Origin of the sequence: Microbacterium sp. As-52, assembly GCF_049949185.1 — a bacterium.
In the GTDB taxonomy this organism is placed as follows: domain Bacteria; phylum Actinomycetota; class Actinomycetes; order Actinomycetales; family Microbacteriaceae; genus Microbacterium; species Microbacterium maritypicum_A.
The window spans coordinates 2,550,213-2,563,043 of sequence record NZ_CP188171.1 but is presented as its reverse complement, the minus strand read 5'-3'; the positions used below and the strand labels follow the sequence as shown (position 1 = coordinate 2,563,043).

The following is a 12,831-nucleotide window of genomic DNA, read 5'->3' as shown; positions in this document are numbered from 1 at the left end:
CCGGTGGGTCTCGATGAGGTGCGTGGGCTCGAGGAGAGCCCCGGAGGTCAGAGCGGGGGCGTGACCGGAACCTCTCCGGCACCGGGCTCGTCGCCGGCCTCGGCCGGTTCGGGAACCAGGTACAGACCGCTCGGAGCGTTCGCCGTGAACGCCAGCGCCTCGATCCACGCGCGGTTGATCGAAGGCTGACGGCTGCCGAAGTACTTGAAGACGAGCGAGCTCCCGGGCTGGATCCAGACGGTCGTGCGCCCGCCGCCCACGCTCGCATCTTCGCGCCAGCTGAACGGGAACGGCTCGCCGCGCCGCAGCTTCGCGGTGATGACGAGTTGCAGGTGGGTGAGGGCGCGGTCCTCGATCTCGGTCTTCACGCCGCCTTCGTAGACGAACTTTCCCATTGGTGGTGCTCCTTGGTCGCTGCCTGGCCGAGACGACGGCTTCGATCCATTGTCGCGCACTCCTCCGCCGGATGCCGCCCTCACGGGCAGGTGTGCCCGATGCCGACTCGATACACCGAAGTCAACCCCCTCGGCGAGACATCGACCGGAGCCTAGCCTCGGGGTCACTCGAACTCGAGAAGGGCAATGCCATGAACGACCGACACATCGACGACCGTCCCGACGACGGCTACACGCCGACGACCACCCACGCCCAGTGGGGCGCGGGAAACCCGCGGCTGCGCATCACGCGGGACGACGAACGCACCGAATTCGCCCTGGAAGACGACGTGGTGCGCATCGGCTCGGCCGACGGCAACGAGCTGCGCCTCGCCGACACCGACCCCGTGCATGCCACGATCACGCACGACGACCGCGACGAGTATGTGCTGACGATGCACGGCGAGGGCGAGACGAACGCGAGCCTGGGTGTGGACGCGACCCATGTCGATGAAGACTCCGAGACACTGCGCACGGGAGCGCACTTCACGGCCGGTCCGTGGACTCTCGTGTTCGCGCGGGATGAGTTCGCCGATCACGGTCGCCCGTACGGAGGCCGCGCGGGTGGCGAATACTCCGACCAGCCGCTCCAGCCTCCTCGCCCCGACTATGACGAGAGCGAAGAGCGATGACCACCACCCGCGACCTGATGACACCGAGTCCGCGGTGCATCGGGGTGAACGATTCGCTGCGCATCGCCGCGTCCGTCATGGCGGATCTGGATGTCGGCGCCCTGCCGATCTGCGGCGAGGACAGCAAGCTGAAGGGCATGCTCACCGACCGCGACATCGTCGTCGGAGCGATCGCCCTCGGGATGGACCCGGAGACGACGCCGGCGTCCGCTCTCGCGAAGGGCAGGCCGGTCACGGTCGACGCCGACGACGACATCCGTGTGGCCCTCGATCGGATGCAGGAGAACCAGGTGCGACGCCTGCCGGTGATCGCCGATCGTCGGCTGGTCGGGATCGTCAGTCAGGCGGACATCGCCCGTTCGCTCTCCGCGGCGACGACCGGCAAGACAGTGGAGAGCATCTCACGGTGACCCTGCACGACGACCCCACAGCCGATCCGGACACCGAGACGGACGACGCGAACGACACCGAGGCGGACGGCACGAGCGGCGACCCCGGCATACGCAGCCACATCGCGCGACTGAGTGAGCTCGCCGCCGAGCGACCGTTGCGGGTCGGGGTGGCGGAGTCGCTCACGGCCGGCCTGCTCGCGCACACCATCGGCTCCGGCGACGCGGCCTCGGACTGGTTCGCCGGCGGCGTCGTCGCCTACCGGACCGACGTCAAGGAGCGAGTGCTCGGGCTGACGCCGGGGACCGACCCCTGCTCCTCCTCGTGCGCAGAACAGCTCGCCGCGGGGGCACGGCACCTCTTCGACGCCGACATCGCCGTGTCGACCACGGGCGTCGGAGGCCCCGAGCCGCAGGGGGGTCACCCCTCGGGGACGGTCTACCTGGGCTGGGCCACCGCTGACGATACGGGTCATCGGAGGCTCGCTCTGGTCGGCGACCCGGAAGAGGTCCTGGCCGCGACCGTCGCCGCCGCCGTCCGCCTGCTCGCCTTCCATTCCGAGGGGCTCCGCCCGCTCGGGCCCCTGCGCGGTCAGGACGCCGACGAGTAGCGTCGGCGATCCGGGCGTCACTGCCCCGGGATGAGCCCGATCCGCAGGGGCGCGCCCGGGCTAGCGGCTGCCGCCAGAGCCGCGTCGATCTCGAACAGCCCGCGCACCGCGCCGACCGCATCCGCGAACGGGTAGGCCCGCCCCCGTCCGGCGAGGAAGGCCACGGCATCGGCCAGCTCGGCACCGGTGTAGTTGTGGACACCGGCGACCGTGACCAGCCGTCGCACGATGCTCTCGGCATCGAACGGCACCGGGTCGGCGGGGAACACGCTCCCGACGAGCACGACCGTTCCCCCGACCGCGACACCCGCGAGTGCCTCGGCCACGGCATGCCCCGAGGCCTCGATCACCACGTCGGGTTCACGGGCGAGACCCGTTGCGCCGAAGCGTGCGGCGAGCGCGCGTCGATCCGGATTGGGGTCGAGCACCTCGACGGTCGCGCCCTGCTCGGCCGCGATGGCCGCAGCCGACAGCCCGACCAGTCCGGCCCCGTGAATCCGCACGGCGGCCCCGTCGAGGTCGCGGTCCTGGGCGGCCCTCGCCACCGCCGCCCAGGCGGTCGCCGTGGCGCACGAAGCGGGGGCGAGAACCGAGGCAGGGAGCGCCTCCGGCACCCGCACGATGGCCGTCCCCTCCCGTAGCTGCACATGACTCGCGAAGGCTCCGGTGAGATCGCCGTGCGCCCCGACCCGGTCATGCCCGTACTTGCCCAGGTCGCGGCATTTCTGCGGCATGCCCTGCAGGCAGCGGTCGCAGCGCGCACACGACACCGTGACCGACCAGACCACCCGGTCGCCGATCCGCAGCGGAGTGCCGTCGACGGTGAGCGCTCCGGCGTCGCCGGTCGCGATCACCCGCCCGACGCTCTCGTGTCCGAGCACGAGGGGCGTCGGCGCGGATCGACGGCCCTGCACGGTGTGCACATCGGAACCGCAGATCGTCGACATCTCGACCGCCACGAGCACGTCGCCGTCGGCGAGCGCGACCCCGGGCACCGCGATCGTCTCGTGCGGATGGCCCTCGCCGATCCAGACCATCGCGGTCGCCGCCGGGCGCAGAGCGACGTCTCTCCGGTGTCCGGGAGGACGGATCAGCAGCGTTCCCATGTCGGGCCTCTCAGGAGGTGGCGACGAGCGGGAGCAGTTCGCGCTGGACGAGCACGCCGCGCAAGGCGGTCACATCGCTCAGCACGGCATCCGCCCCTGCGGCGCTCAGCGCCGGACGATCGTGTGCACCGGTCAGCACGCCCGCGACGAATCCGGCACCGGCTCGGCGGCCCGACTCGACGTCGCTGACGGTGTCGCCGGCGACAGCGACGGCCTGGACAGAGGCGGTCTGCGTGCGCAGCAGCGCGGTGAGCACCAGGTCCGGGGCGGGACGCCCGCGTCCGGCATCGATCGGCGACAGGACGAGGTCGACGAGATCGCCCCACCCCAGACCGTCGATCAGGGCGTCGCGGGTCACCGGGGCGAAGCCGGTGGTGAGCACGACCGTCAACCCGGCATCCTTCAGCCCCTGGATCGCGTCGGCGGCGCCAGGCACCTCGGAGACTCCCTGCTCGGAGACGATCTCGGCGTACGCGCCCTCGAACGCGGCGGTCGCCCGTGCGGCCGACTCGGCGTCGCCACCGGAGAGGTGCGTGAAGACATCGATCTTCGACTGCCCCATCGTCACACGCACGTAGTCGAGCGCCTCGTCCCACGGCATCCGGTCCGCGACGCCCGTACGCTCGGCGGCGCGCTGGAACGCCTGTTCCACGACGCCGTCGTCGAGCACCGTGGTTCCCGCCATGTCGAGGACGACGAGTTCGAGAGGAGTGGTCATGATGTTCCTTCCATTGCTGCCGCCCACCCGAAGGCGGCGGTGAGATTCTCTTCGGCGAGCCCCAGCCCTGTGGTCATCCCGATGCCGGTCGTGGCGGCGAGCACCAGCACACCGTCGTCGGTCCGGTCGATCAGGAACTCCTGCCGCCCCTTCGCGTATACGCCCTGCCACCGCTCGATCACGCGGGGCGCCAGCGCATCGAACAGCGTTTCCGCCTCGCTGAGGAAGGCGGTGAAGGCGGCCTCGGGCTGGAACGGCGCCGGGGCCACGGCCGTCGCGTGCGAGTCGCCGATGATGAGCGTGCCGTCGGGGAGCTGCGTGTACATCTGGTTGAGGTCGATCGCGGCGAGGTCGGGCCGCTCGATGTGCAGGCGCTCCCGCAGCACGGCGGCCTCGGGTCCGTCGGAGAACCGACCGTAGCGGACGAGCGACCAGCCGGTGAGCAGCGGCGCCGCCAGCGGATGCCGGAACGACACGGCCGCCCGCATCATGTCCAGGGCGCAGCGGACCACCCCGTGCCGTTCGGCGACCTCGGGGAGCAGCTGATCGATGTCGTGGTTCACGGCGACGACGACGCTCCCGCAGGCGATCGGACCGCGGGTGGTCTCGACACGTCCGTCTCCGACCGCGGTGACGGCGGTACGGAAGCGGAACTCGACACCCAGACGAGCCAGGTGACGCACGATGGCATCCGCCGCGGTGCGCGGATCCGTCTGCAGGTCGGTCTCGATGTGCGCGCCGCCGATGAGTCCCTCGGCACGGAGCGGGGCGAGACGCAGGAGCTCCGTGGAATCCAGCATCCGGATCCCGCCCTCGCGGGAGGCGGCCTCCAGCACGGCGAGCTCATCGTCGTGCCGGGCGGCGACCAGCGTGCCCGACTCGCGCAGCCAGAAGCCCGCATCGTGGGAGAGGCGCAGCCACAGGTCGCGCGAGATGTCGGCGTACCGCCGGGCCTCCCCGCCCTGAGCCCCGATGCAGAGGTGCCCGAAGTTGCGGATCGTGGCGCCGACCGGTGCGTCGGTGCGGTCGACCACGATCACGCGCAGACCGCGCCGGACCGCCGCGTACGCCGCACCCAGACCGACGATCCCGGAGCCGACGACGACCACGTCGGCCGTGTCGAGAGGACGATTCATCGGAACACCTTCCGCATCCACATCGCGAGCCCTTCGACCACCAGCACGGTGGCGAGGATCATCAGCACGATCGCCGTCACGGTCTCGTAGCGAGAGCCCTGGCTGGCGTTGAGCAGGTAATAGCCGACGCCGCCGCCGCCGACGATGCCGAGGATCGTCGCCGCGCGGATGTTCGTGTCGAGCATGTAGAAGCTGTGGCCGATGAGCGCCTGCATGCCCTGCGGCACTGTCGCCGAGGTATAGGTCTGCAGACGCGTCGCGCCCACCGCGCGAAGTGCGCGTTCCGGTCCGCGGTCCACTTCTTCGAAGGAGTCGGCGATGAGCTTGCCGAGCAGTCCGATGCCGCCGATGGCGAGAGCGATGACGCCGGCCTGCGCGCCGAGTCCGGTGATGACCACGAGCACGATCGCGAGGATCAGCTCCGGGATGCCCCGGATGCCGACGAGCAGCAGACGTGCCGTGCCACGGGCACCGGAGCTCGGGGCGACGTTGCGTGCCGCGAGCGAACCCAGCAGCAACGACGGGAGCAGGGTGAGCACGGTGGCCGCGAGGGCGATCGCGACAGTCTCACGCATCGCCTGGAACATCGCGCTCGCGTCGTAGTTGCCGAACGACGGCGGCCAGAACTTCGCCGCCACCTCTGGCAGCTTGGCCCAGAACGTGATGAGGTCCATCCAGTTGATCTGGCTGACCACGACGCTGCCGATCACCACGAGCATCGCGATGACGCCGGCGATCGTGTGGCGCACGCGCTGCGCGGTCCAGGGCCGCCGCACCGCGGTCTCCGGGCTGGCCGCCCAGGCGGGGCGAGCGTCGGGTGCCGATGCGGCGTTCGCGCCGAGACGCGGATGCAGGATCCTGTCGATCCACGATCGGGTGTGCTTCTGCTCGCCGAGCATCGCGCCGCGGACCATGCTCGAGACGATCTCCATCGCGACGCACAGGATGAAGATCACGAGGGCGATGCTGAGGCCCTTGCCGTAGTTGAGCGACTTGAACGCATACGACATCTCCAGGCCCAGACCGGCGACGCCGACGTAGCCGAGAACCACGCTGCCGCGCAGGTTGATGTCGTTGCGGTGCAGCACGGTGGCCACCCAGCTGGGCAGCACCTGCGGCAGGATGCCCGATGTGAACTCCTGCATCTTCGAGCCGCCCGCCGCACGGATGGCGAGGCGGGGGCCTTCATCGATCTGCTCGATCGCATCGGCGAACATCTTCGAGATCATGCCGATCGAGTGGATGCCGATGGCGAGGATCCCGGGAAGGGTGCCGAGCGAGAACATCAGCACGAACGCCATCGCGAGCACCACGTCGGGAAGCGCACGGGTGAGCACGCCGATGAACCGCGCGGCTGCGCGCCATCCGTTGCCCGGCGTGGTGTTGGCGGCGGCGAGGTAGGCGATCGGCACCGACAGCACGGCGGCGAGCAGCGTGCCCACGAGCACGAGTCCCACGGTGAGGGCGATCAGCCAGGCGAGGTCGCCAGGGGCGGGGAAGGTGAGACCGCCGACGCGCGCCATGAAGTTCTCGGCATTGCCCCAGCTCTGCACCATCGCGGGGAGGGAGATGTCGACATCGCGGACGGCGAGGATGCCGAGCACCACGAGGGCGACCAGGGTGAGGGATGCCGCGATCCGCTCCGGCGAGATCGGACGCCTCGGGGCACGCTCGGCGACGCTGCGCCCGCCGCCCTGAGCCACGGGGCCTCCGCCGCGTGTGGCGGCATCCGTCGCGGAATCGAGGGCCGTCATGATGCGGCCACCTGCGCAGCCGCCTCGACCAGCTCTTCGGCCACGGCACGGATCTCGGCGGTCGTGGTGGCGACGCGGCCGTAGATCTCCATGACCTCGGCCTTGGTGAGACCGTCGGTCGGGGTGTCGAGCACCACTTCGCCGTGACGCAGACCGACGATGCGGTCGGCCCACGAGATCGCGAGGTCGACCTGGTGCAGGCTGCAGACGACGGTGAGTCCCTCGTCGGCGGCGATCTCCCGGATCAGCGCCATGACCTGCTCGCTCGACTCCGGGTCGAGCGAGGCGACCGGCTCGTCGGCGAGCAGGATGTCGGGCTTCTGCATCAGGGCCCTGGCGATGGCCACGCGCTGCTGCTGTCCACCCGAGAGGGTGTCGCTGCGCTGGTAGGCGCGGTCGAGCAGACCGACGCGGTCGAGGTGCTCGAGTGCGGTGAGCTTGGCGGCACGCGAGTATCCCCAGAGGCCGAGGCGCGGCCCGCGCACGCCGGACAGCGAGCCGGTGAGCACGTTCTCGAGCACGGTGAGCGAGGGCACCAGCTCGAACTGCTGGAAGATGAAGCCCACGCGGCTGCGGAGGTCGCGCAGCGCCCTGCCCTTCAGCGCCGGGACCTGGGAGCCCAGCACCTCGACCGAGCCCGCGGTGGGGGTCTCGAGACCGTCGAGGTGGCGCAGCAGGGTCGACTTCCCCGAGCCGGAGAGGCCGAGGAGCACGACGATCTCGCCGCGGGACACCTCGAGCGAGGCATCCTTCAGTGCGGTGGTCGTCCCGAAGGTCTTCGTCACGCCGTCGAGGCGGATGAGGGCGTCGGATGCCGAGGCGGTCATGTCGTAGCTCCTGTGGTGTCGTGAGTCGTGCGGTGGTGCCCTCCGTCCCGTCCGTGCGCGACGGAAGGGACGGAGGGCGCCGGGTGAGGGGAAGCGGTCAGGCCGGGCTCAGGCCTTGCACTGCTCCGCTTCGGTCTCCTTGCAGATGTCGCGGATCAGGTCGTAGTACGCGTCGTCGACCGGCTTCGTGGCGTAGAACACGCTGCGGAAGGCGTCGGTGTCGGCACCGTCGATGCCCGCGGCGATGATGTCGTCGATCGTGATCTCGGCGAGGCCGTCGATGAGCTTCTTCGAGACGTCGTCCGGGAGCGTGGAGGAGTAGACCAGCGGCGCACCGGGCACCATCGTCTCGTCGACGACCTTCACCTTGTCCGACTTCTCGACCTCGGAGTCCTCGGCGAAGCCCGCCTCGCACTCCACGCCCTCGCCGACCTTGGTGACGCTGACATCGTGCTTGCCTGCGAACACCGGAGTGATGTCGTTCTTGGGGTCGATGCCGGCCTTGAGCAGGTTGTACGACGGGAACAGGTAGCCCGAGGTCGACGACGGGTCCACGAAGCAGACCTTCTTGCCCTTGAAGTCGTCGATGCTCGTGATGTCGCTGCCGACCGGGACGATCGCCTGCGAGAAGTAGCCCGGCTCCTGGCCCTCCTCGGTCACGATCGAGGAGATCGGGGTGAGCTTGGCGCCGTTGTTGGTGGCGGTGACGTAGGTGAATCCGGAGAAGGACGCGACGTCGACCTTGCCGGCGACCGCGGCCTCGATGAGTGCGGCGTAGTCGGTCGACTCGTGGTACTCGACCGTCTTGCCGGTGATCTCGGCGATGTAGTCCATGAGCGGCTGGTAGTTCGTCTCGGTGTCGACCGAGTCGGGCACGACGCCGAAGACGAGCGTGTTCTCGTCGACCGCGAATCCGCTGGCGGAGGACGACTCGTCGGCACCGGGTGTGCCGGCTGCGTCGGCCGAGCCGGAACAGGCGGCGAGGCCGAGGGCGAGGAGCGCGACGCCGGCGAGGGCGGGAAGAGCGCGAAGCTTCATGAGGACCTTTCAGGGTGTGAGGGGTGATCCACGGAAGACTCTCTCAGGTGCCACGCCGAGATATGTACCTAACTCGGAAGAGTTCAGGGCTCGTTTACCGAGCATTCGCCTGGATGAACACTCCTCGAACGTGATCGCGCTCACCGAGATGGCGAAGTAATGTACCTATGTGGCCGAAGCTGTGTACACCCAGATCGCCGACGACCTTCGCGCGCAGATCGCGGCGGGCACCCTGCGCCCAGGCGACGACGTCCCGACCGAGGCGGACCTCGCCGAGAAGTGGCGCACATCTCGCGGTCCGATCCGCAACGCCCTGGCCGCTCTGCGCGGCGAAGGTCTGATCGAGACGAGCCGCGGGCGGCCGGCGCGCGTGGTCGCCCGCAAGGCTAATCAGGCCGTCGACGTGTCGGTGCCGTTCACGCGCTGGGCTCGGGAGCTGGGCGTCACCCCGGGGGCGCAGACGCAGGAGCTGAGCCTGCGGCGCGCCGGCGATCTGGGAGCAGCACTCGGCGTCGACGCGAGCGACACCATCGTGAGCGTGGTCAGGCTGCGTCTGCTCGACGGCCGGCCGACCATGCTGGAGCGCCTCCACTACACGGAGGTCGCGGGACGACGATTGTTCGAGGTGAACCTCGACGAGGTCTCGATCACGGAGTACCTGGGCTCGGTCGGACACCCGATCGTCACGCTGCAGCACGTCATCGATGCGGTGGCCGCCGACGACCAGGATGCGGCACTGCTGCGCGTGCCCCGTGGCAGGCCCATCCTGCGCCTCACACGCACGTCGCGCGATGCGGAGGGGCGGATCTTCGAGGCCTCGGAGGACCGCTACCTGAGCGAGGTCGTGCGCTTCACGGTCGCCGCGTCGGGGATCTCCACCGACGGCCATTTCATGCGTGCCGTCGGCGCCTAGCAGGACGTGCATGAGCACCGGTCGGGAGGCCGGAGAATCGGCCGTTAACGCAGAAGGCGATCGCGAGCGCGCAAGGTGTTTCAGAAGCCAGAAAGACCGCGCCCGCGATCGCAGCGCTGGGGACGCTTTATCTGGGGAGCCTTCAGATTACGGGAGGCTGCAACGCGTTCCACAGGGTCGAACGTCGAGACTTCTCTAGACTTTCGTCTAGGTTCTCGCGGATCGTGGAAGGGGTGCTCACACACTCTAGAGCATCAGACGACCGGAAGTCGGGCCGACACGACCCAGAATCCCTCGACTTCGCCGGCGCTGAACTCGCCGCTCGCGCCCATGACGCGCTCCGCCATTCTTCCCAGGCCGGTGCGACTGGAGGAGAGCTCGCGGCGCGGCGTCGTCGGGAGCGGGCTGCGCAGCGTGAGGTGGGCGACGTCGTCGTCCACGGCGAGGTCGATCTGCACCTCACCGGGTCCTGCGTATTTGAGGATGTTCGTGGCGGACTCGCGCACGATGCGCGCGAGGACGATCTCGACGGCACGCGGGATGCGCTCGTCGCGGGGGTCTCCGTCGCGGGCCACGGAGTGACCCGCGGATTCGAACTCGCTCTGCGCCTCGTCGATCGCCGCTGCGAGGTCGCCCGTCTGCACACTGGACGACTGCGGACCGTCGTCCGCCAATTCGATCACGAAGCGAAGATCGGTCATCGCCTTGCGAGCGGCGACACGGATCGCTTCCTGCGAATCGGTGCTGGTCTCGGGGTCTTCGAGCATCTGCACGTGCAGCGCCACCACCGTGAGGTGGTGCGCAATGCTGTCGTGCAGCTCACCGGCGATCCATCGTCGCTCGGCGAGCACTGCTTGACGTTCTTGTTCCGCGCGCTCCTCGAGTTCGCGCTCGAGGCGACTGCCCCGAGCGAAGGCGAGCCGCAGGGCGAACCCGACAGCTCCGGCCACCGTGGCGAAGATGAGGAACAGACCGACGTTCACATCGGTGTCGGCATCGCCGTTGGCGACGAGTGCTGCAGCGATGAGGAACGCACCGGTGTACGACAGGATCAGGGAGGTCCATCCCAGCCTCATGACCAGCCCGGCCGCGACAGCGGCTGCGGTCAGAACCTGGGACTCGGTTCCCACGAGGAATGATGTCGCGAACACGACGCCGAGGGCGCATGTCGCGATGAGTGGATTCCAGAGATAGAGGGCGAACGCTGCGGTACATGCGACGCTCACCAAAAGTGCGACCGGGTTCACACCCGGCGTGGTGAAAAAACCTATGACGTCCGTGGCGATGGTGATGGAGACGATGACCAGGACGACGATCCGCTCGATCGCGCTGAGCTTCTCGCCCCGACCCAACCGGAACGAATCCGCAGATCGTCGGGTGGACTGGTCGAAGGCCATGGTTCACTATCTCCTATTCGCCAGGTACGCTAGCGGACGAGACCAAAAAACTTGCCAACCTGCTGCCAGAAAGTCATTACGTTCACCTCCATTATGTAGTCGTTCGTCGATGTCTGTATTCATCTTCTCGGCGAACAACGCGGCGCACATCTGTCTCACGTCTAGAGGTTTTTGGCCAAAGGTCTACATGACGTCATCGAAGCGCTCCCGCCGTTAGGCTTCCCCCTATGCAGGAAATCCGTGTCGTGATCGTCGACGATGATCCATTGGTCCGTTCGGCGCTGTCGCACTTCGTGTCGCGTGACCCGGAGATCACCGTGATCGCGCAGGCGGAGGACGGCCTCGAGGCGATCGCCACGGTGGAACGCGAGCAGCCCGATGTGGTGATGATGGACGTGCAGATGCCCGAGATGGACGGCATCGAGGCCACCGGCGTGATCGCCGAGCGCTGGCCGCACGTCCGCGTCCTCGCGGTGACGACGCTCGACGGCAGCGACACGGTGCTTCCGATGCTCAGCGCCGGCGCCTCCGGCTACCTGCTCAAGGACTCCAGCGCCGACGACATCGTCACGGGCGTCCGCGAAGTGCACAGCGGCGCCAGCTCCCTCTCTCCCCGGATCGCCTCGATGCTGATCAAGCACGTCCGCGAATCTACGCCCGTGGCGGCCGACGCCGACGCCCTCGAGCCGCTCACCGAGCGCGAGGTCGAGGTGCTCCACTGCCTCGCCCAGGGCATGTCGAACGCAGAGATCGCCAAGGCGCTGATCGTCTCCGAGGGTACGGTGAAGGCGCATCTCGGCCGCATGATGTCCAAGTGGCACCTGCGCGACCGCGTGCAGATCCTCGTGACGGCCGCGCACGCTGGTCTCGTCAGCTTCCGCTGATCACCACGCGAGCAGGACGATCCCCGCGACGACGACGAGCGACGCCGCGATCCGCCAGGCAGGACGCGACTCCCGCAGCACGAACACCCCGAACAGGCTCACCAGCACCACGCTGACCTCGCGCAGGGGGGCCACCAGCGCGACCGGTGCGATCTGGATCGCGGTCAGCACCAGGATGTACGACAGCGGCGACAGGATGCCGAAGGCCAGGATGCGGCGCCATTGCGTGCGCCCGAGCGCCCACACCGCACCCCAGCGCCGACGCACCGCGATCGAGTAGAACGGCACCTGCAGCAGCGTGGTTCCGACCATGAACGCGACCGGCGAGAGGCCCCAGGTGCGTACCGCGTGCGCGTCCCAGATCGTGTAGACGGCTATCGCGACACCGGTGAGGAGCCCGAAGACGATGCCGGGATCGAGCCGCCGAGAACCCGCCCCTCTCCCCCGGTCGACGAGTCCGATGGCGACGACGCCGACGATCACGGCGGCGACGCCCACGAGCGCGACCGCCGAAGGACGCTCGCCGAGCAGCAGCACGGCCACGATCACCGAGAGGAAGGGGCCCGTGCCCCGCGCCGTCGCGTAGACGGTGGAGAGGTTGCCCTCCCGGTACCCGCGCTGGAGCACCGCCATGTAACCGACGTGCAGCACCGACGAGACGGCGACGCCGAGGGCGAACGATCCCAGGTCGTCGGCCCCGAGACCGCCGGTGAACGGCACCGCGCCGATCCACACGACCGTGCTGCCGACCGATCCCCACCACAGGAACGGCGCTCCGGCCCGGCTGATGCCGTGCGCGATGATGTTCCACGCCGCGTGGGCTATGGCGGCGCCGAAGACCAGGACGAAGGCGAGTGGAGACACGACGAGACCCTTCCGTCCGACGCGCGGCGCGACGAACAGGGTCCTCCGGGCTTTTGTCCTGTCAGATGACGGCTCTCCTGTGGAGGAGGGCCGTGGCGCCGCTCGGACCAGACGGGCGCGAACCCCGG

Annotated in this window: 14 protein-coding genes; 5 read left to right on the top strand and 9 right to left on the bottom strand. The window is 69.1% G+C overall.

Going from position 1 to position 12,831, the window contains the following annotated elements; genetic code table 11:
* Positions 1-47 precede the first annotated feature (47 nt).
* Entirely contained in the window at positions 48-395 is a 348-nt protein-coding gene (locus tag ACLFA2_RS12310; protein WP_021201203.1) for a hypothetical protein, read from the bottom strand.
* Positions 396-586: 191 nt separating this feature from the next.
* Between ACLFA2_RS12310 and ACLFA2_RS12305 the strand changes: the two genes are divergently transcribed.
* Genes ACLFA2_RS12305 through ACLFA2_RS12295 form a run of 3 tightly spaced genes read left to right on the top strand, consistent with a single transcriptional unit; the run spans position 587 to position 2,066 of the window.
* Positions 587-1,066 carry a hypothetical protein gene (locus tag ACLFA2_RS12305; protein ID WP_347123489.1) on the top strand — a complete coding sequence of 160 codons (480 nt, stop codon included), beginning with the start codon at positions 587-589 and terminating at the stop codon, positions 1,064-1,066.
* Positions 1,063-1,476, top strand: coding sequence for a CBS domain-containing protein (locus tag ACLFA2_RS12300; protein ID WP_021201205.1), 414 nt, complete (start codon positions 1,063-1,065; stop codon positions 1,474-1,476). The genes ACLFA2_RS12305 and ACLFA2_RS12300 overlap by 4 nt, the downstream gene beginning before the upstream one ends.
* Positions 1,473-2,066 (top strand): CinA family protein, encoded by a 594-nt coding sequence (locus ACLFA2_RS12295; RefSeq protein WP_426621388.1) that lies wholly within the window; start codon positions 1,473-1,475, stop codon positions 2,064-2,066. Before ACLFA2_RS12300 ends, ACLFA2_RS12295 begins: the two co-directional genes overlap by 4 nt.
* Positions 2,067-2,083: 17 nt before the next feature.
* Here the strand turns inward: ACLFA2_RS12295 and ACLFA2_RS12290 are convergent, their stop codons facing one another.
* From ACLFA2_RS12290 to ACLFA2_RS12265, 6 genes are all read right to left on the bottom strand, one after another.
* Positions 2,084-3,172 (bottom strand): alcohol dehydrogenase catalytic domain-containing protein, encoded by a 1,089-nt coding sequence (locus ACLFA2_RS12290; RefSeq protein WP_426621387.1) that lies wholly within the window; start codon positions 3,170-3,172, stop codon positions 2,084-2,086.
* Positions 3,173-3,182: 10 nt separating this feature from the next.
* Positions 3,183-3,890: a phosphonatase-like hydrolase gene (locus tag ACLFA2_RS12285; protein ID WP_021201208.1), complete on the bottom strand. Its 708-nt coding sequence runs from the start codon at positions 3,888-3,890 to the stop codon at positions 3,183-3,185.
* On the bottom strand, positions 3,887-5,026 hold the full coding sequence (locus ACLFA2_RS12280; protein ID WP_426621386.1) for a TIGR03364 family FAD-dependent oxidoreductase: 1,140 nt from the start codon (positions 5,024-5,026) through the stop codon (positions 3,887-3,889). The genes ACLFA2_RS12285 and ACLFA2_RS12280 overlap by 4 nt, the downstream gene beginning before the upstream one ends.
* Positions 5,023-6,780, bottom strand: coding sequence for a phosphonate ABC transporter, permease protein PhnE (phnE, locus tag ACLFA2_RS12275; protein WP_426621385.1), 1,758 nt, complete (start codon positions 6,778-6,780; stop codon positions 5,023-5,025). Before phnE ends, ACLFA2_RS12280 begins: the two co-directional genes overlap by 4 nt.
* Positions 6,777-7,607 (bottom strand): phosphonate ABC transporter ATP-binding protein, encoded by an 831-nt coding sequence (gene phnC, locus ACLFA2_RS12270; RefSeq protein WP_292769024.1) that lies wholly within the window; start codon positions 7,605-7,607, stop codon positions 6,777-6,779. The genes phnE and phnC overlap by 4 nt, the downstream gene beginning before the upstream one ends.
* Before the next feature lie 108 nt (positions 7,608-7,715).
* Complete coding sequence (locus ACLFA2_RS12265; RefSeq protein ID WP_021201212.1) at positions 7,716-8,645, bottom strand: phosphate/phosphite/phosphonate ABC transporter substrate-binding protein; 930 nt, start codon at positions 8,643-8,645, stop codon at positions 7,716-7,718.
* Between the two features lie 169 nt (positions 8,646-8,814).
* On the opposite strand from ACLFA2_RS12265, the gene ACLFA2_RS12260 reads away from it, so the two are divergent.
* Positions 8,815-9,558, top strand: coding sequence for a GntR family transcriptional regulator (locus tag ACLFA2_RS12260; protein ID WP_426621384.1), 744 nt, complete (start codon positions 8,815-8,817; stop codon positions 9,556-9,558).
* Positions 9,559-9,812: 254 nt separating this feature from the next.
* Here the strand turns inward: ACLFA2_RS12260 and ACLFA2_RS12255 are convergent, their stop codons facing one another.
* Positions 9,813-10,955: a sensor histidine kinase gene (locus tag ACLFA2_RS12255; protein ID WP_021201214.1), complete on the bottom strand. Its 1,143-nt coding sequence runs from the start codon at positions 10,953-10,955 to the stop codon at positions 9,813-9,815.
* Positions 10,956-11,182: 227 nt separating this feature from the next.
* On the opposite strand from ACLFA2_RS12255, the gene ACLFA2_RS12250 reads away from it, so the two are divergent.
* Positions 11,183-11,839: a response regulator gene (locus ACLFA2_RS12250; RefSeq protein WP_021201215.1), complete on the top strand. Its 657-nt coding sequence runs from the start codon at positions 11,183-11,185 to the stop codon at positions 11,837-11,839.
* Here the strand turns inward: ACLFA2_RS12250 and ACLFA2_RS12245 are convergent, their stop codons facing one another.
* Entirely contained in the window at positions 11,840-12,703 is an 864-nt protein-coding gene (locus ACLFA2_RS12245; protein ID WP_021201216.1) for an EamA family transporter, read from the bottom strand. It lies immediately after the preceding gene.
* Positions 12,704-12,831 lie beyond the last annotated feature (128 nt).